This window comes from Thermococcus celer Vu 13 = JCM 8558, from assembly GCF_002214365.1.
In the GTDB taxonomy this organism is placed as follows: domain Archaea; phylum Methanobacteriota_B; class Thermococci; order Thermococcales; family Thermococcaceae; genus Thermococcus; species Thermococcus celer.
The window spans coordinates 950,274-971,221 of the sequence record NZ_CP014854.1; the positions used below are offsets into that span (position 1 = coordinate 950,274).

24 protein-coding genes and 1 pseudogene are annotated in these 20,948 nt (G+C 54.4%); 13 read left to right on the forward strand and 12 right to left on the reverse strand.

Going from position 1 to position 20,948, the window contains the following annotated elements; genetic code table 11:
- Positions 1 to 91: 91 nt before the first annotated feature.
- Entirely contained in the window at positions 92 to 376 is a 285-nt protein-coding gene (locus A3L02_RS05305; RefSeq protein ID WP_088862964.1) for a hypothetical protein, read from the reverse strand.
- A gap of 1 nt (position 377) precedes the next feature.
- Positions 378 to 911 (reverse strand): winged helix-turn-helix transcriptional regulator, encoded by a 534-nt coding sequence (locus A3L02_RS05310; protein ID WP_088862965.1) that lies wholly within the window; start codon positions 909 to 911, stop codon positions 378 to 380.
- Between the two features lie 407 nt (positions 912 to 1,318).
- Here A3L02_RS05310 and A3L02_RS05315 point away from each other — a divergent pair, with 407 nt between their 5' ends.
- From A3L02_RS05315 to A3L02_RS05325, 3 genes are all read left to right on the forward strand, one after another.
- Positions 1,319 to 1,831, forward strand: coding sequence for a PepSY domain-containing protein (locus A3L02_RS05315; RefSeq protein ID WP_088862966.1), 513 nt, complete (start codon positions 1,319 to 1,321; stop codon positions 1,829 to 1,831).
- Positions 1,832 to 1,911: 80 nt separating this feature from the next.
- Positions 1,912 to 2,784 (forward strand): lysylphosphatidylglycerol synthase transmembrane domain-containing protein, encoded by an 873-nt coding sequence (locus A3L02_RS05320; RefSeq protein ID WP_088862967.1) that lies wholly within the window; start codon positions 1,912 to 1,914, stop codon positions 2,782 to 2,784.
- A gap of 93 nt (positions 2,785 to 2,877) precedes the next feature.
- Complete coding sequence (locus A3L02_RS05325; protein ID WP_237268574.1) at positions 2,878 to 3,927, forward strand: glycosyltransferase family 4 protein; 1,050 nt, start codon at positions 2,878 to 2,880, stop codon at positions 3,925 to 3,927.
- Between the two features lie 152 nt (positions 3,928 to 4,079).
- Here the strand turns inward: A3L02_RS05325 and A3L02_RS05330 are convergent, their stop codons facing one another.
- The 4 genes from A3L02_RS05330 to cobB are packed head-to-tail and all read right to left on the reverse strand — an operon-like array spanning position 4,080 to position 6,543.
- Positions 4,080 to 4,661 (reverse strand): ASCH domain-containing protein, encoded by a 582-nt coding sequence (locus A3L02_RS05330; RefSeq protein ID WP_088862968.1) that lies wholly within the window; start codon positions 4,659 to 4,661, stop codon positions 4,080 to 4,082.
- The gene (locus A3L02_RS05335; RefSeq protein WP_088862969.1) at positions 4,618 to 5,346 is read right to left on the reverse strand and encodes a TIGR02253 family HAD-type hydrolase; all 729 of its coding nucleotides are present in this window, start codon (positions 5,344 to 5,346) and stop codon (positions 4,618 to 4,620) included. The genes A3L02_RS05330 and A3L02_RS05335 overlap by 44 nt, the downstream gene beginning before the upstream one ends.
- Before the next feature lie 34 nt (positions 5,347 to 5,380).
- On the reverse strand, positions 5,381 to 5,791 hold the full coding sequence (locus A3L02_RS05340) for a DUF3783 domain-containing protein (protein WP_088862970.1): 411 nt from the start codon (positions 5,789 to 5,791) through the stop codon (positions 5,381 to 5,383).
- The gene (cobB, locus tag A3L02_RS05345; RefSeq protein ID WP_088862971.1) at positions 5,788 to 6,543 is read right to left on the reverse strand and encodes an NAD-dependent protein deacetylase; all 756 of its coding nucleotides are present in this window, start codon (positions 6,541 to 6,543) and stop codon (positions 5,788 to 5,790) included. The genes A3L02_RS05340 and cobB overlap by 4 nt, the downstream gene beginning before the upstream one ends.
- A 147-nt stretch (positions 6,544 to 6,690) precedes the next feature.
- Between cobB and A3L02_RS05350 the strand changes: the two genes are divergently transcribed.
- The 9 genes from A3L02_RS05350 (at position 6,691) to A3L02_RS05390 (ending at position 14,976) form a co-directional block, all read left to right on the forward strand.
- Entirely contained in the window at positions 6,691 to 7,875 is a 1,185-nt protein-coding gene (locus A3L02_RS05350) for an aromatic amino acid transport family protein (protein WP_088862972.1), read from the forward strand.
- Positions 7,876 to 7,988: 113 nt separating this feature from the next.
- Positions 7,989 to 9,278 carry a serine hydroxymethyltransferase gene (gene glyA, locus A3L02_RS05355; protein ID WP_088862973.1) on the forward strand — a complete coding sequence of 430 codons (1,290 nt, stop codon included), beginning with the start codon at positions 7,989 to 7,991 and terminating at the stop codon, positions 9,276 to 9,278.
- Between the two features lie 369 nt (positions 9,279 to 9,647).
- Positions 9,648 to 10,097: an immunoglobulin-like domain-containing protein gene (locus A3L02_RS05360; RefSeq protein ID WP_054834159.1), complete on the forward strand. Its 450-nt coding sequence runs from the start codon at positions 9,648 to 9,650 to the stop codon at positions 10,095 to 10,097.
- A 160-nt stretch (positions 10,098 to 10,257) separates the two neighbouring features.
- Positions 10,258 to 10,590: a transcription factor S gene (locus tag A3L02_RS05365; RefSeq protein WP_054834160.1), complete on the forward strand. Its 333-nt coding sequence runs from the start codon at positions 10,258 to 10,260 to the stop codon at positions 10,588 to 10,590.
- Complete coding sequence (locus tag A3L02_RS05370) at positions 10,587 to 10,775, forward strand: hypothetical protein (RefSeq protein WP_088862974.1); 189 nt, start codon at positions 10,587 to 10,589, stop codon at positions 10,773 to 10,775. Before A3L02_RS05365 ends, A3L02_RS05370 begins: the two co-directional genes overlap by 4 nt.
- A complete protein-coding gene (locus A3L02_RS05375) occupies positions 10,753 to 11,502 on the forward strand; it encodes a DNA polymerase sliding clamp (protein ID WP_088862975.1) in 750 nt (249 codons plus the stop codon). Before A3L02_RS05370 ends, A3L02_RS05375 begins: the two co-directional genes overlap by 23 nt.
- A 28-nt stretch (positions 11,503 to 11,530) precedes the next feature.
- The gene (locus A3L02_RS05380) at positions 11,531 to 12,097 is read left to right on the forward strand and encodes a DNA replication complex subunit Gins51 (RefSeq protein ID WP_088862976.1); all 567 of its coding nucleotides are present in this window, start codon (positions 11,531 to 11,533) and stop codon (positions 12,095 to 12,097) included.
- A gap of 100 nt (positions 12,098 to 12,197) precedes the next feature.
- Complete coding sequence (locus A3L02_RS05385; RefSeq protein ID WP_088862977.1) at positions 12,198 to 14,105, forward strand: molybdopterin-dependent oxidoreductase; 1,908 nt, start codon at positions 12,198 to 12,200, stop codon at positions 14,103 to 14,105.
- A gap of 220 nt (positions 14,106 to 14,325) precedes the next feature.
- Positions 14,326 to 14,976, forward strand: a complete 651-nt coding sequence (locus A3L02_RS05390; protein WP_088862978.1) for a peroxiredoxin — start codon at positions 14,326 to 14,328, stop codon at positions 14,974 to 14,976.
- 43 nt (positions 14,977 to 15,019) lie between these two features.
- On the opposite strand, the gene A3L02_RS05395 is transcribed toward A3L02_RS05390, so the two are convergent.
- The 6 genes and pseudogenes from A3L02_RS05395 to A3L02_RS05425 form a co-directional block, all read right to left on the reverse strand.
- Positions 15,020 to 15,724 carry an ABC transporter permease gene (locus tag A3L02_RS05395; RefSeq protein ID WP_088862979.1) on the reverse strand — a complete coding sequence of 235 codons (705 nt, stop codon included), beginning with the start codon at positions 15,722 to 15,724 and terminating at the stop codon, positions 15,020 to 15,022.
- Positions 15,721 to 16,422 carry a fluoroquinolone export ABC transporter permease subunit gene (locus A3L02_RS05400; RefSeq protein ID WP_204247177.1) on the reverse strand — a complete coding sequence of 234 codons (702 nt, stop codon included), beginning with the start codon at positions 16,420 to 16,422 and terminating at the stop codon, positions 15,721 to 15,723. The genes A3L02_RS05395 and A3L02_RS05400 overlap by 4 nt, the downstream gene beginning before the upstream one ends.
- Positions 16,419 to 17,270, reverse strand: a complete 852-nt coding sequence (locus A3L02_RS05405; RefSeq protein ID WP_088862980.1) for an ABC transporter ATP-binding protein — start codon at positions 17,268 to 17,270, stop codon at positions 16,419 to 16,421. The genes A3L02_RS05400 and A3L02_RS05405 overlap by 4 nt, the downstream gene beginning before the upstream one ends.
- 321 nt (positions 17,271 to 17,591) lie before the next feature.
- Complete coding sequence (locus tag A3L02_RS05410; RefSeq protein ID WP_088862981.1) at positions 17,592 to 18,242, reverse strand: helix-turn-helix domain-containing protein; 651 nt, start codon at positions 18,240 to 18,242, stop codon at positions 17,592 to 17,594.
- A 312-nt stretch (positions 18,243 to 18,554) separates the two neighbouring features.
- Positions 18,555 to 19,169 (reverse strand): CPBP family intramembrane glutamic endopeptidase, encoded by a 615-nt coding sequence (locus A3L02_RS05415; protein WP_088862982.1) that lies wholly within the window; start codon positions 19,167 to 19,169, stop codon positions 18,555 to 18,557.
- Positions 19,170 to 19,633: 464 nt separating this feature from the next.
- A pseudogene (locus A3L02_RS05425) lies at positions 19,634 to 20,422 on the reverse strand (HAD-IC family P-type ATPase); the annotation flags it as partial.
- Between the two features lie 83 nt (positions 20,423 to 20,505).
- Between A3L02_RS05425 and A3L02_RS05430 the strand changes: the two are divergent.
- A complete protein-coding gene (locus tag A3L02_RS05430; RefSeq protein WP_088862983.1) occupies positions 20,506 to 20,913 on the forward strand; it encodes a NifB/NifX family molybdenum-iron cluster-binding protein in 408 nt (135 codons plus the stop codon).
- Positions 20,914 to 20,948 lie beyond the last annotated feature (35 nt).

Below are 20,948 nucleotides of genomic sequence, written 5' to 3' on the forward strand. Positions count from 1 at the left end.
ATCAATGCCATTGAAACGCCTAACCCATTCAGCAAGAAGCAGGAAAATTATAAGAGCCGTGAATGCCAGTATAGCCCGATATTTGGCGCTTTTACTCATTCTTTCTGCCCCCCTTAGTGACCACTGCGACAAAGAACAGGGCTATCACCAAGAACTCCATGAACTTTGTAATGAGATCCAAGGTGGTGTTTTCTATATTCGGCAGGACTATGTCCATGTGCTCCACGAGCTCCTTTACCGCATAAAGCAGAAACGCGAACGACACTATAAGGAACTTTCTAAGTCTTGTATTCTGGTATGCGATTAGTGAGGCGCCAGTAAGAATAAGTGAGAATGCAACAATGCCAAGGCTCAAGAGTTGTTCTATATCCAGCACTTTAATCACCCCCTCCAAACTCCATAAATATGTCCACGATCCTATCCGCCCACCTCTCGAGCAGACTCGGATAATAGTTCTGAATCAGCTTGATAAAGAGCTCAGCATCCCCCGTAAAGTAGTATTTCACAAATTTTCCATCCTTTATGGATCGAACGAGGTGCAACTTCTCTAGCTTATCGACATAATAATTGACTGTGGGCGCAGAAAGATCCAGCTCATCACACAGCTCCTTCTGGGTAACCCCTGGCTTTGTTATCATAAACATTACTATCCCCCTTAAGTTCTCACTGGACAATAGTGTCAAGACGTCCTTTTCACTTTCATCGAAGATACCAACCGGAAAGTAGTGCCGCTTTAACCCACTTCTCCTTGAGGTGATCAATCCGAGCTTCTCCAGCCTGTGGACGTGATACTGAAGATCGCCTTTGGCCAGACCAAGTCTTCGAGATAGCTCGTTGAAGTTTAAGCCAGGATTTTCTTTGATGAATTCGAGCACGAGCTTGGTACGTTCATTGAGTCTTCCGCTACTCATAGTTCTCCTTGGATACGTATGCCCTGACTCTTAATTAAGGTTTTGTGGTTCAGTTTTAGAAGTGTTCTTAGGGTGGTATTGGCTTTATTACCTTTTGAAAGCCTCGTCCTTTGGGGCGGGGATTCATTAAACTACCCCGATAACCATCGAACAATCAAAACTAAACTCTTGTGAGTCTTGCCAACATAATAACACTTCAAAGAGGCCACCCGACGAGACGACCACCGGCTGTTAAGCCCATCGTTAAGCGATTGAAAACTCTGCCTCGAACCGCAAAGGAGAGGAGTAAGGTAGATTAAGACCCGACATTTCAAAAAGTGAACCAATACTTCGAGAATTGAGCCAGAAGGGATATATAATAGCTTACTCACGTATTAAACTGAAGAACTTGAAGGGGGTGATAAACCATGAGGATATGGAAATTCAGCATTGGTCTGAAAACTGCTGCAGTAATAGCGGCACTGATAATGGCAGTGAGCATTGGAGCGTTTGCAACGGCGGCATCAAACACAACCACTAGTCCTGTACAAGGTGACTATCAGTCACCCAACTACATTGGCAGCATAAAGGTTACCGATAGGGGATTGAACGAAACCCAGGAGGCAAAAACCCTCCAGAGTCTGGCAGGTATAACCCCACAGCAGGCCAAGAGCGCCGCACTTTCAAAGGTAAAAGGAAGCGTAATCAAGGTTGAGCTGGACAACGAGAATGGATACCTTGTCTACTCCGTGGAGGTCAAGGCAAGCAATGGAATTATCAAGGATGTAAAGGTCGATGCAGGCGACGGAAAGGTGCTCTACATAGACAGCGGAAATGACAGAGAAGGAGAGGATAGCAAAGAGATAGAAACCGGCACCTCTACAGACTTGACCGACTCCGATAGCATAAATGAGGAGGTTTCACAGGGGAGTGAGGACTGAATTCTCCTTTCATTTTTTATATCGAGTTAACGGTTTGAGAAGTATGAACTTTCGAGGAGACAAAAGTGAGATGAAGGAACATGATGGATATCAGCACATACACTGCAATCATCCGCTCCCTGGATAACAAGAGTCTGGAGCTTTTGGGGATAGCGCTGGCTTTGTATTATACAAGCACCCTCATATATGCTCTCCGCTGGAAAATAGTGCTCGCAGGGATGGGGAGAGACCTTCCCCTGCTGGACCTTCTGAAGGTAACCCTCTCATCGATTTTTGTAAACAACGTGACCCCCATGAGCAGGGGAGGCGGGGAGATACTTAGGGTTACATGGGTCTCAAAGAAGCACCAGATACCCATAGCACTATCAACCATAAGCATTGTTTATGAGAGGATTGTGGAGATAGTTCCCGTGATGTTTTTGCTCCTGCTGGGTATCACATACTTTGCAGCCCAGGTACTGTCAATCGCGGCTCTATTCATGCTTTTCATCCTTCTCATATGGCTCAAGTGGGAGGAGTTCATAAGGATATCCGTGAAGATCCTGAAGATACAGCTCACACAGGAGGAGCTGCTTAAAATAAGTGAACTAAAGAGAAAACCTTCTCTGAACATCCTGGCGGTGGGTTTAAGCTCGATGGTGTGGATTCTGGACATTGCACGCCTCAAGCTCATAGCCCTTGCATTTGGATGGGATCCCAACATCGGGCTCCTTGCATTGATATCCCTGGCCAACCTGCTCTTCGGGTTGATGGCATTTACACCCGGGGGGGTGGGCATAGTGGAGGGAGGACTCTTCGGCACGCTCACATATTTTGGGATCCCCTCCACACTCGCCATCTCAGTGACCCTGATAGAGCGCTTTATTTCCTATGTCCTGAGCACCATAGTGGGTTTTCTCGTGTTAATAGGTTCGGGAGGGGTTGAGTTATGGAAAGCTTTAAAATCGCATTAGCTTCGGATTGGTTCTTTCCGAGTGTTGGAGGTATAGAATATCACATCCATGATCTGGCCACGCATCTGGCCATGAGGGGGTCATGAAGTTCATGTGATAACGAGATTCGGGGATTTCCCCGATGAGGAGCTCCCCTATGAAGTTCACCGGTTCAGGGGGAGAATAACCATAAACAGCTTCCATGTGAGCGTCGGTACCGGCATGTTGAGAGAGGTGAATGAACTCTACAAGAAGGAGCATTTTGACATAACCCACGGACACAGCATATATTCACCCATAGCGGTGGGCGTCTCAAATCTTTCGAGCGGAATAAGGGGGACTCCAAGTCTGATAACGAACCACTCCCTCCTCGGGAGCTCCATGCTGAATCCCGCATACACCGCAATACTGAGGCTGTCCCTCCGCAAGGTTAACTCTTTCATAGCTGTTAGCGAAGCTGTCGAGAGGGATTTACGCTCCATTCTTGGAAAAAGTTTGAAGGGCAGGGCCACTTATGTCATCCCCAATGGCATAGATACGGAGTTCTGGAAGCCCGCAGAGGACGGGGAGACGTGGAAGGAGAGGATGGGCATGAAGGGTCTGGTTGTAACGACCACTTCGAGGCTGACGAAGAGGAAGAGGATACACGTTATCCCAAAGATTGCAAGGATCATGAAGAGGGAGTACGGAGGGGATGTGACCTTTTTGATAATTGGAGACGGTCCCGAAAGGAGAAACATAGAGAACCTGATCAGGAGTTACGGTGTTGGGGATGTCGTTAAGCTCGTTGGGAGGCAGCCAAGGGAAAAGGTGAGGGATTATCTGCAGGCAAGTGACCTCTATCTTTCACCCACCATATACGAGGCATTCGGGATAGCTGCCCTTGAGGCTTTGGCTTGCGGTGTCCCCGTTGTCGCCAACAACCACGGGGGCATAAGTGAAATTGTCGAGCACAGCAGAACAGGGCTGGTTTCCCAGGATGATTCCGGGCTGGTGCAGAATTTAATATCTCTGATTTCCGATGAAGAGAAGAGAGAAGAAATGAGCAGAAATGCAAGGGAAAGCGTGAAAAATCGTTTTAACTGGGAGGAAGGCGAGGACGTAGAGGGCAACCGCGACAAAACTCGCCGTATCGGTGAGGAGATGGACAAAAGAGCCTCCTGAGGGAAGAGCCGAGCTCACCCATCCGTCTATTTCGGTTAACGCACCGGTGACCTCGAGGGCCAGCAGGGCGATGATAGTGAGGGTCAGGATGATGACTTTACCTTCAAACCTCATGGCACCTTAGAGGACGAAGCCGGTAAAAAAGCTTTTCCTCAGATGATCCCCGCCCCGTAGAGCGCATGATACGTCTTGAGGAGCGCTTGATGAACCCTCTTCGGCCCGAAGGTCCTCACCGCCTTCCCGAGACCCTCGTTGTACACCCTCCGCAGGATGAAGTCGGTCTCGCGGCTTAGGTTGAGCCTTTCCCTGTTCTCGAGGTAGAGGCGCGCTATCTCGCCCGGCTCGCGGTAGTTCAGGCCCTTCAGCCACTTGAGGGGAATCCCGTCCTCGAGGCGCTTCACGACCTCGAAGCCTATCACCGTAACCTCGTCGTCACCGTGGAGTTCACCGTATATTCGGTTGAGCTCCCGCAGGAGTTCCTTAACGTCTGAAAAGCCGTCTCTCCTTGCGTCTTCGTTGGTGAGTTCTCTGACCGTTTTCTTCTCGACGCGGGTTATCCGAACCTTCGCCACCGCGGTGTCGCTCGGCGTGAGGACGAAGTAGACCTCGCTCCCCGGCCTCGCCTCGTAGTCCCCGTAGCGTATCGTGGTGACCTTATCGCCACGCAGGACCCTCGACTTGTAGGTGGAGTCAATCAGCATGAACTTCCTTATCTGAACGCTCTTCCTCCTCAAGGTTCAGCCCCCCGACTATGTTGAGGACGTCCTCAAGCCGCTCAACCGTGAAGTCCGCGTGGTCGAGGTACTCCAGCTCCCTGTCGGCGTACTTGCCGTACCTGAACCATATCGTGTTCATCCCTACCCTCTTGGCGCCGTAGATGTCCGAGTAGAGCCTGTCGCCGACCATCACAGCCTCCTCGGCTTTGACGTTCATCTTCCTCAGGGCCTTCTTGAATATCTTCGGATGAGGCTTCTTGACGCCGAGGTAGTCGGATATGAAGACGCCGTCGAAGTAGTCGTCGAGGTCGAGGCGGATTATCTTCTCCCACTGCTTTATCGGGTCCCCGTCGGTGATGATACCCAGCCTGTAGTCGGCCTTCTTCAGCTCGAGGAGGAGCCTTCTCGCACCGTGAACGGTCTTCAGGTAGGCGAACTTCGTGTTGTGGTAGGCCACCACGCCCGCGGCGACCCACTTGGGGTTGTTCGGGAGGTCGAGCCGCCGGAGGAGGTAGTCGAAGTGCCTGGAGAAGTTGCTCCCGTACTCGTTTATCAGCTCGAGGAGCTCCCCGTAGGCGGTTTCAAAATCAACCGGGAGGCCGTGGCGTATCATGTTCTCCACGGCGTTCCGCCTCGCCATCTCCGCCAGTTTGCTCGTGTCGACGAGCGTATCGTCAAGGTCGAAGAAAACAGCCTTTATCATCCGCTCACCCGTGACCTATTGCCCTTTAACTTATTTAACCCTTGCCGATGTCGAGGAAGGGGCCCGTTTTCTTTTTGGCCTCCTTCCGCGCCCAGCGCATGGCCTGAAAGTACTCGTCCTCCGCCATGAGCTCCTCGAGCAGATCTTTGAGCTTCCAGCCGAGGGAGTTCTCGGTCGTCGTCGCGAATATCACCCTCCCGAGCCGAAGCGACTTAACGGAGCTGATGACGTGCTTTATCGTCTCGTTGTCGACCCCGTCCATTATCACGAACTTCCTCTGATGCCAGTCACTCGGGCCGTTCAGCGTTTCGGCCCTTTCGAATATCTCGCTCACCAAGCACTCCTTGCAGTCCTCCGGAACCCCAAAGGCAGGTATCCTGAGGGCTTCACGGAGCATCTCCATTTCCCCGGGCGTGAACCCGATCACTATGGCCTTTCCATTCATTCTACCATCCTCCCGATCCTTTCCATCAACCTCTCCATGGCCTCCCCGGCGGGATAACGGAGGAAGACGTCGGCAATAGGGGTGATTCCACTCTCCTCCGGGTTTATCTCGATAACCCTTCCGCCGGTTTCCTTGACTATCTGGGGAATGTAAGCGGCCGGGTAGACCACCCCGCTCGTCCCGATGACGAGGACAACGTCCGCCCTCTCGGCGAGCCTGAAGGCCTCCTCAAGGGCTTCCCGCGGTAAAGGCTCCCCGAACCACACCACGTCGGGTCTCAGGAGGGAGCCGCATTCTGGACACCTCGGGAGGCCTTTCTCTTTCAAAAACTCGTTCAGGCGTCCGCTCCTTTTCAGGTCTTCCGTATAACCGCAGGAGGTGCACCTCACCCTGAAGATGTTGCCGTGGAGCTCGATGACGTTTTGGCTTCCCGCCTCGCGGTGGAGGTCGTCAACGTTCTGGGTTATCACGGCTTTAACGATGCCCATCCTCTCGAGCTCCGCCAGGGCTCTGTGGGCCCTGTTGGGCCTGGCCCTCATTATCAGCTTCATGCGCCACCTGTAAAACTCCCAGACGAGATTTGGATCTTTCCTAAAGGCCTCCGGGGTTGCGAGCTCCTCAGGACGGTACTTCTTCCAGAGCCCACTGCCTCCCCGAAAGGTCGGGACGCCGCTCTCGGCGCTTATCCCCGCACCGGTGAAGGCTATGGCGAACCTCGAACGGGCCAGCAGTTTGGCGGCCTCCTCCATCATGCTTTCGGCTACTCGGCGTTCCTTAAAAATTCTTCCCGGGGTTGAGGTCTCAAAGGGGTTACACCGAAGGATCTTTGGGTGGGCCTTCGCGTTTCCGTGCGAGGGTTTAAATTGTGTTCATGAATACATCCTATCGGAGGTGAGAGCATGCCCGTTTCGGAGGGGGTTAGGAGGGAGAGGGTTGCAACCTCACACGGGAGGTACTACCAGGCGAGACTCTCAGCTCAGAGGCGCAAGAAGCTCACCGTCATCCAGAACATCAGGAAGAGGAAAGGGGTCAGGGGCATACGCACGAACATAATAACCGTGGAGAAGCCGCGCATAACGAAGGGAGAGGCGCTCGCCATACTCGTGGGGACTCAAATAGGTGCAGGCGTCCTGGGACTGCCGTACGCGGCGAGCAAAGTCGGCTTAATCCCGGCTCTGGGGGTCCTCACCGGAGTAATGCTCCTAATGCTCGGGACGGCCTTCATAGTGCTCAGGTTCAGCGCCGGGATGGGCGGTGCCCAGATGAGCACAATCGCAGGAAAAACGCTCGGAAGGGCCGGCGGCTGGCTGATGTACCTCAGCGTGAGCCTGATGAGCTTCGGGGCGATACTCGCCTACATAGCAGGTATGGGCAACGTCTTCGCGAGCCTCTTCGGCGTCAGCGAGACGGTGGGGGCGGCGATATTCTGGGTTCTCGCTTCCATCGTCGTTTACAGGGGACTCGAGGCGAGCGGAAAGACCGAGCTGGTGCTGAGCTACATTATGCTGTTCCTCTTCGTGGCGGTCACGGCCATGCTCCTTCCCCATGCGGAACCCGAGAGGGCCCTCTACGTGAGGTGGAGCGGGCTCCTCAGCATAACCGGCGTCTCAATCTTCGCCCTCGGTTGCCACACCATAATCCCCGACGTCTACAAGGGGCTCGGTAGCTATAAGGAGGCAAAGAGGGTGCTCGTGCTGGCTTTCCTCATACCAACGGCGCTCTACGCGGTTTTCATGGCCTCCTTCCTGCTGGTCTTCGGAACGGAGACGCCCCAGGTGGCCACGCAGGCCCTCGAGCTGATATACGGGAAACCCGGCTGGCTCGTTGGCAACCTCATACCCCTGCTCGCCATCACGACGAGCTTCATAGGGATCGCACTGGCCCAGCAGAGCAACAACGAGGAGTTCGCGAAATTGGGCAGAGAATGGGCGTGGGCCCTGACGGTCATCCCGCCGGCGGCGCTCTACTTCGCTGGAGTCAAGAACTTCGCCGACGTCTTGGCTTTCGCCGGCGACACGGGTGACATGATGGCGTTCATAGTGCTCCCGGTGCTGATGTGGCTGGCCTCGAGGCTCAGGAGGTGAACCCTCCCGTCTTTTTCTTTTATTGCCCTACTACGATGCACGTTTCTGAACGCGTGCACAGATGAGGTAAGGTTTATATCCTCCCCGTTCAAATCCTCATCGAGGTGTTTCCCATGGCTGAAGGATACAGGGACTATCGCGACAGGGTTCTGAACTTTATAGAGGAGCACGAGAACTGGAGGAGCCACACCATAAACCTCATAGCGAGCGAAAACGTCACCTCGCCGAGCGTTAACCGCGCCGTGAGGAGCGGCTTCATGCACAAGTACGCCGAGGGCTGGCCGAAGCAGAGGTACTACCAGGGCTGCAAGTACGTCGACGAGGTCGAGCTCATAGGCGTCGAGCTCTTCACCAAGCTCTTCAAGAGCGATTTCGCCGACCTAAGGCCGATCTCAGGAACCAACGCCAACCAAGCGGCGTTCTTCGGGCTCACCCAGGCCGGCGATAAGGCCATAGTCCTCCACACCAGCCACGGCGGGCACATAAGCCACATGCCCTTCGGCGCCGCCGGGATGCGCGGTCTGGAAGTCCACACCTGGCCCTTCGACAACGAGGAGTTCAACATCGACGTTGACAAGGCCGAGAAGCTCATCCGTGAGCTCGAGCCAAAGGTAGTCGTCTTCGGCGGCTCGCTCTTCCCGTTCCCGCACCCGGTCAAGGAGCTCGCCCCCGTAGCCAAGGAGGTCGGGGCCTACGTCATGTACGACGCCGCCCACGTCCTCGGTCTCATCGCCGGAAAGCAGTTCCAGGACCCGCTCCGCGAGGGAGCGGACGTAATCACCGCCTCGACCCACAAGACCTTCCCCGGGCCACAGGGCGGTGTTATCATCTACAAGCGCTTCGGCGAGACCGAGGAGATAGCCAGGCTCCAGTGGGCCATCTTCCCGGGGGTGCTCAGCAACCACCACCTCCACCACATGGCGGGGAAGGTTATCACCGCCGCGGAGATGCTCGAGTACGGTGAGAGGTACGCGGCCCAGATAGTGAAGAACGCGAAGGCCCTCGCCGAGGCTTTAGCGGAGGAGGGGTTCAAGGTCATCGGCGAGGACAAGGGCTACACCGAGAGCCACCAGGTCATCGTGGACGTCTCGGACCTTCACCCGGCCGCGGGTGGCTGGGCGGCTCCCCTGCTCGAGGAGGCCGGCATAATCCTCAACAAGAACCTGCTCCCGTGGGACCCGCTCGAGAAGGTCAACGAGCCGAGCGGCCTGCGCATAGGCGTCCAGGAGATGACCCGCGTCGGTATGCTTGAGGACGACATGAAGGAGATCGCTAAATTCATCCGTCGCGTCCTCATCGACAAGGAGGACCCGAAAAAGGTCGAGCGCGACGTCTTCTACTTCAGGCAGAACTTCCAGAGGGTCTACTACTCCTTCGACTACGGCCTTCCGATGAAGGAGTGACGATTTCCGTTCTTTTTTCAATTTTGGCACATAGTAATTGAGATTTTTCCAGCGTTCATTGGGGATTTTTCCAAAAACCGGGTTATAAACTGGGCCGTTTCCATTTTTTAAAGTCGCGTATCGGATTCTATTTCAGAAAGAGTTATAAAAGAGCTCATCCATGCTCATAAGACGGTGTTTGGCCGCCTTAGTCATACATCACTGTGCCATTAACGGCCGGACACCGCGGTGGGTGTCCATGGAATAAGGGACTCAAATCAGGGGATTAAATAAGCGGCTAAACTCACTTCAACCATTTTACTTCAATCCCTTTTGAAGTTTTGGCAACCGTTAAGAAGGTTGAAACCAATTTTCCATCGGGGAACCGCCATGAGGAGGATAATTCCGGTCCTGCTGATAGTTCTGCTGGTTCCGCTTGGATACTACATGGCATCGAGCGGTGGAAACGGAAGCAAAGGGTCCCAGAACCTTCAGGATAGCGAGGGAATCGTCCTGGAGCTCGGAAAGAGCGTCTACTCCACCAAAGACGTGATGACCCTCACGGTCGTCAACAACGCCAAGACCAACGTCACCACCGGCTACCACTTCAGGCTCTACAAACTGGAGAACGGAGAGTGGAAGGAGCTCAAGCTCGACCTCATGTTCGTGGAAATAGCGGTCGTAATTAAACCCGGTGGGAGCTGGGAACAGAGGATAGACCTCTCCAGGCTCAACCTTGAACCCGGACACTACAGGATAACGAAGAGGGTCTCCCTGGACTCACCGGCCGGGAACGCCATCAGCAAGGAGGTTGGGGCGGAGTTCGACGTGAGGGCTTAGAGGAGATCTTTTAATCCGCTGTTTTCACTTTCTCATCTTCTCTCCGACAGGGTAATGGGCGGGCCGGTTCTCGAGCGGGATTCGAGGTAACCGCTAAACCATGGCAAACTTTTTATCCTCCTCCGACATACCCGACCCCCGGCTAAAAGGGGTGGGAGAAATGAAGTTCTGTCCCAAGTGCGGTAACCTGATGCTTCCGGACAGGAAACGAAAGGTGTGGGTCTGCCGCTCATGTGGCTACGAGGAGCCCTTTGACGAGGAGAAGGACAGGGAGAAGACCGTCATCAAGCAGGAGGTCAAGCACAAACCTGATGAGGGCATAGTGGTCATCGAGCAGGATCTCAAGACCCTGCCGACCACGAAGATAACCTGTCCGAAGTGCGGCAACGACACCGCCTACTGGTGGGAGATGCAGACGAGGGCCGGTGACGAGCCGAGCACGATATTCTACAAGTGCACCAAGTGCGGCCACACCTGGAGGTCCTACGAGTGAGCGACCTGGAGCGGGAGACCCTGAGGAGGCTCGCGGAGAAGGCCCTGAAGGAGCTTGAGGAGGCCTACAAAAGGATACCCGACACCGACAACGGAAAAGCTTATTTATTCCGGGGCAAAGAGAGGGTTAGGCTGATGCTCGATATACTAAGGAGGGATAAAGATGCCGTTCGAGATAGTCTTTGACGGTGCCAAGGATTTTGCGGACCTCATCGCGACTGCAAGCAACCTGATAGACGAGGCCGCCTTCAAGGTAACCGAGGAAGGAATAAGCATGCGCGCCATGGACCCGAGCAGGGTCGTCCTCATCGATTTAAACCTGCCTGAGAGCATCTTCTCCAAGTACGAGGTGGAGGAAGAGGAGACCGTCGGGGTGAACATGGACCACTTCAAGAAGGTTCTCAAGCGCGGCAAGAACAAGGACACGCTCATCCTAAGAAAGGGCGACGAGAACTTCCTCGAGGTTACCTTCGAGGGAACCGCGAAGAGAACCTTCAGGCTACCGCTCATAGAGGTCGAGGAGCTCGAACTCGACCTGCCTGAGCTTCCCTTCACCGCCAAGGTGGTCGTCCTCGGCGAGGTCCTCAAGGAGGCCGTTAAGGACGCCTCCCTCGTCAGCGACGCCATGAAGTTCATAGCAAGGGAGAACGAGTTCACGATGAGGGCCGAGGGAGAGACGAACGAGGTGGAGATAAAGCTCACGCTCGAGGACGAGGGTTTACTTGACCTCGAGGTCGAGGAAGAGACCAGAAGCGCCTACGGAATCAGCTACCTCGCGGACATGATAAAGGGCATAGGCAAGGCCGACGAGGTCATAATCCGCTTCGGCAACGAGATGCCCCTCCAGATGGAGTACCCGATAAGGGACGAAGGCAAGCTGGTGTTCCTCCTCGCTCCTCGCGTTGAGGACTGATCTTTTCCATTTCTTGGCTGGTGGGAGCGTGGACATCGTAAAGCTCAGGGAGTTGCTCGAGGCGGAGCTTTCCTCGAATGAGCTGACGGAGCTGGACGGTGAGTTCTACCGCGAGTTCGATAGCCTCATCAAGGCCCTTAAGCTAAGCGCCGAGAGCTCCCGCGAGAGGGGGGAGAGCGTGGAGGAGCGCCTCTACCTGGCCCAGCTGGGCATAGCGGAAAGGTTAATGCGCGAGATCATCAAGATAAGGCTCCACAAGATCGTTGACCTCGCAGTCGAAGGGGCCCCCTACGGCATGACGGAGGAGGAGAAGAGGATCTTCCGGGTGCTCAGGGCTTTCATGGAGCGGGAGGAGTTACCGGAGGTCCCGGGGGAAGCCGTCGAAGTTCAGGAAGAGGTGGAAACGGAAGAAACCGTTAGAAAGAGCGTCCCGAGGGAGGCTTACATAATCAAGGTTGACCTGCCAAAGGTACTCGATACTGAACTTAGGGAGTACGGGCCCTTCAGGGCTGGAGACCTCGTCGTCATCCCCCGCAGCATCGGGGACGTTCTCGTTAAGAGGGACGCCGCGGAGAGGGTCAGGATCTCTCCGTGAACCGTCGGGTTGCTTTTCTCACCGTGGTTCCCGCGTACGGCCCCCATAGACTTCCGGAGGAGTTTTATATCCTCCCGACCATCTAACCCCGGGGGTTGCCATGCCGTTCTCGGTCTGCATGCGCGACTGCTACGACACGTGCTCGATGGTGAGCGAAATAGACGGGAGGCTCAGGGTCAGGGGAACCCCGGAACATCCGATAACCGCCGGTTTCCTCTGTCCGAAGGGGGCCTTACTGCCGAAGTGGTTCCATGCCAAGGACAGGCTCAAGAATCCCCTCGTCAGAACCGGCGAGAGGGGAAGCGGGGAGTTCAGGGAGGTTGGCTGGGAGGAAGCGATAGGGCTGACAGCCCGGAAGCTGAAGGAGGTCATCGAAGATTACGGAAGCGAGAGCGTTTTGGTTTACCAGTACGCCGGGGACAGGGGTGTGGTCAACTACGCCTTCCCGCTGAGGCTCTTTCACTACCTGAACGCCGCGGTTCTCGACTACGGTATCTGCGACAGGGCCGGGCAGGAGGCTTTAAGGGACGTCTACGGAACCGCGGTTGGAATGGACCCCGAAGAGCTCAGGAACCAGAGGCTCATCGTCTACTGGGGCATCAACGCATTCTGGACGAACCTCCACGGCTTCACCCTTGCCAGAAGGCACAACCTTGAGATCTGGACGGTAGACGTCGTTAGAACGGAAACCGCCAGGAGAAGCCACCGCTTCTTCCGAATAAGGCCCGACACCGACGTCCTCTTCGCCCTGGGCGTTGCGAAGGTCATGATAGAGGAGGGGCTCTACGAGAGGGACTTCGTCCGGGAGAACGTTTACGGTTTTGAGGAATTCAGGAGATACGTAGAAAAGCTCCAGCTCGATTACGTGAGCAGGGAAACCGGGATAGGGGTCGAGGAGATAGAGGAGTTCGCGAGGGGGTTCGCGGAAAAGCGGGGGGTGATCCACATCGGCTACGGCCTCCAGCGCTCCCTCGCGGGGGGAGAAGCGGTCAGGGCGATAGCGCTTTTACCCGCCCTCGTCGGCCACCGCTTCGGCTTCATCTACGACATGAAGGTCATCGATAAAAGTTATGCGGAAGGGACCTTTCTTCGAACGAAGCCCTCTAAAAAAATCCCCCAGATGAAGCTAACCGAGTACATCGAGCGGGGAGAGGTCAGGTTCCTCTACGTCTACAACTCCAACCCCCTCGCGAGCCTTCCCAACCAGAACAGGCTGAGAAGGGCCCTGCGCGAAAAGGAGATCTTCGTGGTCACGCACGACATCTTCCTCACCGACACCGCCCTGTACTCGGACGTCGTCCTGCCGGCGAACACCTTCTTCGAGCGCCTTGACGTGGCGGACAGCTACTATCACCGCTACGTTGCCCTGAACGAGCCCGTTGCGAGGCTCCACGGGAAGAGCAACAGCGAGGTAACGAGACTGCTCGCCAGGGCCATGGGCATCGAGAACCCCTACCTCTACGAGAGCGATGAGGAGGTTATACGCAGGGTCCTCGAGCTGAACGGCCTCAGCTGGGACGAGCTCAGAGAGAGGGGCTTCGTTAAGGTCCCGGAGAAGCCGAGGAGATGGGAGACGCCGAGCGGAAAGATCGAGTTCTTCTCACAGCGCGCCGTTGAGCGCGGTCTGAGACCCTTCCCATGGTACAGAAAGGTGGAAGGAAGGCACCCGCTGAGGCTCCTGACGCCGACCCACAGGATGACGATAACGAGCCAGTACCACAACACGTACGGGATGATAGACCCGAACCTCTACATTAACCCCGTGGACGCGGGGGAGCGGGGAATCGAGGACGGGGACAACGTCGAGGTCTTCAACGAGCGCGGGAGGATAAGGACGGTGGCCAGACTCACCGAGGACGTTCCCCCGGGTGTCGTCCTGCTCTACAAGGCCTTCTGGGTTAGGCTCCTCGGATGGAACGCCAACTTCCTGACGACGGATGAAACCGTTGAAAAATACGGCAACGGTTCCGCCTACCATTCAACGTGGGTCGATGTAAAGCGGGTTTAAGGCGAAAATGACTTTCTCGTAATTTATTTTTGACGACAAAAATTTGGCTCTTTTTCCACCTTGACGAGCGGTTAAGGCCGGTCCCTGTACAACCAGCCTTCTCCCTCTTAAATCGTTTGGATATTCGACAAAACTAATCCGTTAGCCGAACCGAAAGATTTATATATTCGAACCCTACAGGTTTATAGTGAAGAAACCATAGAAAAATGAGGTGATGGAAATGGTCGTGATAGGAGAAAAGTTTCCGGAAGTTGAGGTCAAGACCACCCACGGGGTCATAAAGCTGCCGGACTACTTCAAAGAGAAGGGCAAGTGGTTCATACTGTTCAGCCACCCGGCCGACTTCACCCCGGTCTGCACGACGGAGTTCTACGGAATGCAGAAGCGCGTTGAGCAGTTCAGGGAGCTCGGCGTCGAGCCGATTGGACTGAGCGTCGACCAGGTCTTCAGCCACATCAAGTGGATGGAGTGGATAAAGGACAACCTCGGTGAGGAGATAACCTTCCCGATAATAGCCGACGACCGCGGCGACCTCGCCGAGAAGCTCGGGATGATACCCAGCGGCGCCACTATAACCGCCAGGGCGGTCTTCGTCGTCGACGATAAGGGCGTCATCAGGGCCATCGTCTACTATCCGGCCGAGGTCGGCAGGGACTGGGACGAGATACTCCGCCTCGTCAAGGCCCTCAAGATCAGCACCGAGAAGGGCGTCGCCCTGCCGCACAAGTGGCCCAACAACGAGCTCATCGGCGACCACGTCATAGTCCCGCCGGCAGCCAGCGTCGAGGAGAAGAAGGCCAGGGAGGAGGCCAAGGCCAAGGGCGAGATTGAGTGCTACGACTGGTGGTTCTGCCACAAGAAGCTCGAGTGAGCTTCTTTCTTTTCTCATCTGTTCTTCCTGGAAAATTAAAGGTTTAAAGCACCCTCCTCCTGAACATCCAGACCAGCGGAGCGAGCCAGAGCAGGTGAACCGCCAAAGCCATTGGAAGGTCGCCGTAATCGTTTTTCGGGATGCCTTCGAACACTCTGTAAAGCCAGTAGGTCGGTAAAAACGCTGTGAACCTGCTCCAGTCGGTTGAGAGGTTCCTCCACACCACCACGAGCCTTATCAGCGGCGGTAGCATCAGGAACCACCCAATGACCTTAGAGACCGTCAAAGCCTGCATCCTGGACTCCGAGAACACCGTGATCAGCAGCCCGTAAATCCAGACCTCAAGGACGAAGAGGGCCCCCAGGACCAAAAGCCCCCTTCCCGATAGCTCCACATCGAGGATTTTCGGGGATACCGCCGTCAGCAGGGCGGTGGCGATGGATGCCCACGTGAGCCTGTAGGCCAGAAACGCCTCACTCGATATCGGAATCACCCGCAGGGCCTGTATGGTCCTGTCCTCCTTCTCGTCCGCCATCATGAACCCCGGCACCATCCCAAGTATCATGGGGATGAATATCAGTGCCAGCAGTGCCAGAAGCGGGTAATAAACTCCAACGCGCTCCTTGAAGTAGCGGACGATTAAGAGGAGTACGAATACCATGGCAACGCTGTAGAGGAGCATCGGGTCCCTCCGCAACAGCTTGAGGTCGGTTCTGTAGACGGCCCCGAATCTCTTCACGAAACTCATCTCAATCCCTCCACGGCGTATCTGTAAAACCTGATTTTAGCGATGTAATATGCCACTCCCGCCCAGAGGAGCAGAGCCACGGCGGACCACATCAATGCGTTCGTTGATACCTCCTCGAAGGGCGCCGTGAAGAAGTAGATCCCGGGGTAGCTCGGGATCAGGTAGAGGACCTTCCAGATCTCACCCCTCAGGTAACCGTGGTAGTGGGCAAAGGGCAGGAGCGAGACTATCAAAACCCCCATTATCGGGACGAAGTAATCGTCCAGGTCGTGGTATTTTGCGGAGATCCCTATGCCGAGGAGCGTGTAAACGACCGAGACGAGGAACGCGCCGGTTATCACGTAGGAGATACCTTCGAGAGACCTCGTTCCGACGGCCATTATCAGCACCGCACCGATGACCGACAGAAGACTCATTATGAGGGTTTTGGCAGCGATGTAGCCCCTCCAGTCTATCGGCGTAACGGACAGGGCCCCTATCGCACCGTCTTTCTTCTCGGCGAATATCTCGGTGCCCACGAACATGAAGCCCACGAGTCCCGGCTCAAAGAGGATGAAAATCGGCACCAGTGTGGGAAGGTACCGCTCGGGGAACATCATCAGCATCAGGCCGTAAGCCAGGCCTATCAGAATGTATATCGGGTAAACGTAGCTCCTCACACCGAGGACGATGTTTGTCCTGATTATGTTCCCCATCATACAAGTCTCCTCCCCGTCACCTTGAGGAAGATCTCTTCGAGGGTGGGTTCTTCGGTGTTGATTCTGCGTACTTCATGGTTCCTGAGGATGTCCAGAAACTCCTCGTTCCGGCCGATTCCCTCAATCGAAAATTCCTTGACGCTAACATCGCCGGCGGCAACGTATTCCACCCTGACAAGTCTCTTCCCCATCCTGATCTTGAGCTCGCCCGGATTGTCCACGAGCCTTACGGCGCCGTCAACTATGAAGGCCACCCTGTCGCACAGCTCATCGGCGACGTACATGTTGTGGGTCGTGAGGAATATCGTCTTGCCCGCATCCCTGAGCTCGAGGAAGAGGTCCTTTGCCCGCCTCGCACTCGCGGGGTCGAGACCCTCCAGCGGCTCGTCGAGGAAGAGTATCTCAGGATCGGGAAGCAGGGCCCTCGCAAGGTCGAGCTTCTTTTTCATACCCTTGGAAAACCCGGACACGAGCTTATCGGATTCCTTATCGAGCCCGACGAGCTTCAGGGCCTCCATCGGATCGAGGTGTTTGCTGTAAAAGCTCGCAAAGAACTCAAGGTTCTCCAGGGCCGTAAGCCTCGAGTAAACGGCCGGAAACTCAAATGAGACACCGATTTTGTTGTAGTAGTCCTTACCCCACTCCTCCAGTTTCTTTCCAAAAACCTTCACGTCCCCTGTGTAGTCCTTGATAATCTTGACCAGTATCTTCACCGTGGTCGTTTTTCCGGCGCCGTTCGGCCCGAGAAACCCGTAGATTTCCCCTTTCTCAACCTCAAAGCTTAAATTCTCCACGCCCCGCGATTCCCCGTAATACTTCCTAACGTCCCTAACCTCAATTACCGGCATGCTTTCACCTGTTTAAAATAGGGCGTCAATGTACTTATACATAGTCCCGCACATGTGCGGTAGTAAGGAGACCCCGAAAATTATAGTGCCAGTTGAAGAGGGGGTTAGGGGGTACACATGAAAGAAGAAAATGCCCTAAACCCTGAAAGAAAGTGGGCAGGGGATTATGGAAGGGCCCGGTATAACAATCGACTCAAACGTCGTTTTTGCAGTACTTGTCGGGATCGGGTGATTCTTGAACCTATGAGGCCTGTGAGTCGGGAAGCATTAACGGGGCATCTTCCCATCGCGATAAAACATACAGAAAACATACAGAAGGAACTATCCGATGACCTCCTCGAGCACCTTCCTCTGGGCCTTCCTCAGGTGCTCCTTCACCGTCGAGGGGCTCAGGTTGAGCATCTCCGCAAGCTCCCTGAGCGTCACCTTGCGTGGATTATCGAAGTACCCGCTCTTGTAGGCGAGGAGAAGAACCTCCGCCTGCCGCTTTGTGAGCTTCAGGATGGGGCTCTTCCTGGCTTCGGCGTCATCAACACTGATCACCCTTGCACCGTAGTCCGCCGCGAGGGTTTTAATCACGTCCCCAACGAGTTCATCCTCGCAGAGGACCGAAAGAAGGCTCTCGCCACCGGTAAAGGTTCCGCTCTCAAAAACCACCAACCCTTTTCTCTGGAGCTCAAAGAGCCTCTCAACCAGCTCCCGCTGTTGCTCGAGGGACACCCTCAAATACAGGAGATAATGCCCGTCACGCGGGAAGGCCTTTACATCCTTAACCTGGGGGAGGGATTCCAGCCGCTCGAGCATCCCCTGAGGGTCTACATCATCCCTGAACTTGATCTCGACCAGTTTTACAACGTCAGCACCCATGATAAAGTAGGTATCCCCGTAGGCCCATTCTATCGCCTCAAAGAACCACTCAAAACCGGCGGAAAGTTCTCCGGTGCTGGGTATCCTGACCTTCAGGCGCTTCATGTTCAGATTATCGTTCCCATGAATTATTAGCCTTCCGGTTAAAAAAGAAAAATATTGATGTTTATCAAGAAGCAAGGTGTCTCTTTAACCGTTCCTACCAAAATCTTAATGTATGAAAAAAGCCCCAGAAATCTTGGTAGCATCTTTCCGGTTGGGGTGTCCGCAAAGGGGCTATAACCTTTTGAGCTCTTTGAACTTTATGAGAATATCTTCCTTCTTATGAGATTTTGCCTGGCCACCTCCTTTCTATCCTTGAGATAGACCAAAGCCTGGATGCGAAGTGGTTCACGAGGGCGGATCCTTGAGTTCGGCTTACATGCCCCTCCCCGGTTTTTCAGCAACCATCCCGGCCAGGTTCGCCGACGAGTGGGCGAGAAACGCTGGAAAAATACCTCCAAGGGCGTAGAAATAACCCGCCAGCGAGCCGAGGAGAAAGGCACCTATAACTATAAACCCTCTTTCGCCCTTCTTACCTTCGAAGGCCATCCAGTGGGGCAGGGAAAAGAGCAGGGCGGAGAAGAATATTGCGCTCCAGAAGTGGCCGTAACTCAGGAGATAGCCCTCGATTAGTGCTCTGTTCAGGGTTTCTTCACTCAGCGGGGCGAGGAAGAGCAGAATAAAGACCCTTTCCACTCCCCTTGGAAAGAAACTCGGCATTGAAGGGGAGGAGTTCCGCCCTATGATGTTTAGAGAGAAGGAAAGGATAAAACCGCTTAGAATTGCCAGGGTTACAATCTTTATGTCCACCTGAAGTTTTAGAAGTCCCGGATTTATCAGCGCGATTAGGAGGAAGGAAAGCAGGAACATCGTGGTTTGCATCGTTAGAACTCCCATCTTCTCCTTCCATTTTACTGTAAGGGACGTTGCAAAGGCCGAGCTCGAGAACACGATAAACCACATCAGGAAGGCTTTGAGGAATTCAATCATCCGACTACCTCCTTCGGGACTTTAAAATCAATGGAAAAGTTTGTTAATCCTTAAATACCTTACTGGAATTTTCATGTGCATCAATTGGTTAAAGAGTTATTATGATTTTCTTTTGTGGTTAAACATAAGAAAAATTGCTCGCATGATCGGGGCTTTACTTTTAATTAGTGCTTCCTGTCTTCCTTTACTCTTATGCCCGTATTGATGTAAATTAGAATGAGGGCTACGATAAACAGTATGGAGGCTCTTCCCACGTACATTGTCACGAGGGTCATAATGAGGAACCGAATAAGCATGAAAACCGCTGCCCTTGGGGTATTATCGTATTTAACTCCTTTCCGTGACATGTAGGCATTTGTAATCGCAAGCAGTAAAAGGGCTATTAATGTAGAGCGCCAATTCCCCGCTTAACATTCTTTCCCTAATTTCCTCTGGTGATCTTCGAGCCAATCCAGCCCAGTAAATTACGAAGAGGAATAAATACCAAAAGAGAAAACGGGGGAGATGCTCAAAGAATTTTTCCTCTTCAGCAGGAGCGAGTTACTCACAACGCTAACACTGCTCATGGCCATTGCTCCGGCCGCCCACTCGGGCCTGAAGACTATCCCGAACGTCGGGTAGAGGACACCCGCCGCCACCGGTATCAGGATGGTGTTGTACACCATCGCCCAGAAGAAGTTCTGCTTTATCTTGGAGAGGGTCTTCTGGCTGAGCTTTATAGCCCGGACGACGTCCCTTACGTCATCCCTCATGAGGACTATCTCACCGCTCTCCATGGCTACGTCCGTCCCCGAGCCCACGGCTATACCCACGTCCGCCTGGGCCAGGGCCGGGGCGTCGTTTATGCCGTCGCCGACGAAGATGATGACCTCTCCCCTCTCCTGGAGCTTCCTGACCTCGCTGGCCTTGTCCCCCGGGAGCACCTCTGCCAGAACGTAGTCTATCTTGAGCTGTTTCGCTATGGCGTTAGCCGTTCTCCTGTTATCGCCCGTTATCATGCCGACCTTCTTGCCCATCCTGTGGAGCTCCTCTATCGCTTCCCTTGCGTTCTCCTTTATCGTGTCGGCTATGCCCATCACACCAACTATCTTTCCGTCTATGGCTACAATTACGGCCGTCTTCGCCTCATCTTCGAGTTTGTGGAGAACCTCTTCAACGTCCTCAATAGGATAGCCCGCCTCTTCCATGAGTTTTCTGTTTCCCGCGAGGATTTCCCTTCCTCCAACCTTAGCTTTGAGCCCCTTGCCCCCGATGATCGCAAGGGCTCGCCGACATGGAAGCGAGCATATGCACAAACTTTATATTTGAATAACAGTTCATATTTTTGGTGGTCACGATGAGGGTAGCGGTTCCTGCTGAAGATAAGGAAGGATTGGAGAGCAACGTTAGCGGTCACTTCGGGAGGGCGAAGTACTTCGTCTTCGCGGACGTTGAGGAAGGAGAAATAAAGAACGCGGAAGTCGTTGAGGTGCCCTTCGACGAACACGGCCCCGGAGACCTTCCAAACTTCATAAGGGAGCACGGCGGGGATGTCGTCCTGGCCTACGGCATGGGAAGGAGGGCGGCCGAGTACTTCAGGGAATTCGGCGTTGAGGTTGTCACGGGAGCGTACGGACGGGTTAGAGACGTCGTCGAGGCCTTCATCCACCAGGCTCTCGAAGTGGACCCCCACTGGAAGGAAAGGATAGAGGAGGGAAAGGAAGAACATGACTGTCACCGGGAGGGACACAACCACCTGCACTGAGTGCATGACCGCGCGGAACTCTGCGTTCCCCCTCG

Coding starts and splice junctions, on each gene's coding strand:
- A3L02_RS05310 (WP_088862965.1), bottom strand. CDS start 911: ATGAGTAGCGGAAGACTCAATGAACGTACCAAGCTCGTGCTCGAATTC.
- A3L02_RS05315 (WP_088862966.1), top strand. CDS start 1,319: ATGAGGATATGGAAATTCAGCATTGGTCTGAAAACTGCTGCAGTAATA.
- A3L02_RS05320 (WP_088862967.1), top strand. CDS start 1,912: ATGATGGATATCAGCACATACACTGCAATCATCCGCTCCCTGGATAAC.
- A3L02_RS05335 (WP_088862969.1), bottom strand. CDS start 5,346: ATGATAAAGGCTGTTTTCTTCGACCTTGACGATACGCTCGTCGACACG.
- A3L02_RS05340 (WP_088862970.1), bottom strand. CDS start 5,791: ATGAATGGAAAGGCCATAGTGATCGGGTTCACGCCCGGGGAAATGGAG.
- cobB (WP_088862971.1), bottom strand. CDS start 6,543: ATGATGGAGGAGGCCGCCAAACTGCTGGCCCGTTCGAGGTTCGCCATA.
- A3L02_RS05350 (WP_088862972.1), top strand. CDS start 6,691: ATGCCCGTTTCGGAGGGGGTTAGGAGGGAGAGGGTTGCAACCTCACAC.
- glyA (WP_088862973.1), top strand. CDS start 7,989: ATGGCTGAAGGATACAGGGACTATCGCGACAGGGTTCTGAACTTTATA.
- A3L02_RS05360 (WP_054834159.1), top strand. CDS start 9,648: ATGAGGAGGATAATTCCGGTCCTGCTGATAGTTCTGCTGGTTCCGCTT.
- A3L02_RS05365 (WP_054834160.1), top strand. CDS start 10,258: ATGAAGTTCTGTCCCAAGTGCGGTAACCTGATGCTTCCGGACAGGAAA.
- A3L02_RS05375 (WP_088862975.1), top strand. CDS start 10,753: ATGCCGTTCGAGATAGTCTTTGACGGTGCCAAGGATTTTGCGGACCTC.
- A3L02_RS05385 (WP_088862977.1), top strand. CDS start 12,198: ATGCCGTTCTCGGTCTGCATGCGCGACTGCTACGACACGTGCTCGATG.
- A3L02_RS05390 (WP_088862978.1), top strand. CDS start 14,326: ATGGTCGTGATAGGAGAAAAGTTTCCGGAAGTTGAGGTCAAGACCACC.
- A3L02_RS05395 (WP_088862979.1), bottom strand. CDS start 15,724: ATGAGTTTCGTGAAGAGATTCGGGGCCGTCTACAGAACCGACCTCAAG.
- A3L02_RS05400 (WP_204247177.1), bottom strand. CDS start 16,422: ATGATGGGGAACATAATCAGGACAAACATCGTCCTCGGTGTGAGGAGC.
- A3L02_RS05405 (WP_088862980.1), bottom strand. CDS start 17,270: ATGCCGGTAATTGAGGTTAGGGACGTTAGGAAGTATTACGGGGAATCG.
- A3L02_RS05410 (WP_088862981.1), bottom strand. CDS start 18,242: ATGAAGCGCCTGAAGGTCAGGATACCCAGCACCGGAGAACTTTCCGCC.
- A3L02_RS05415 (WP_088862982.1), bottom strand. CDS start 19,169: ATGATTGAATTCCTCAAAGCCTTCCTGATGTGGTTTATCGTGTTCTCG.
- A3L02_RS05430 (WP_088862983.1), top strand. CDS start 20,506: ATGAGGGTAGCGGTTCCTGCTGAAGATAAGGAAGGATTGGAGAGCAAC.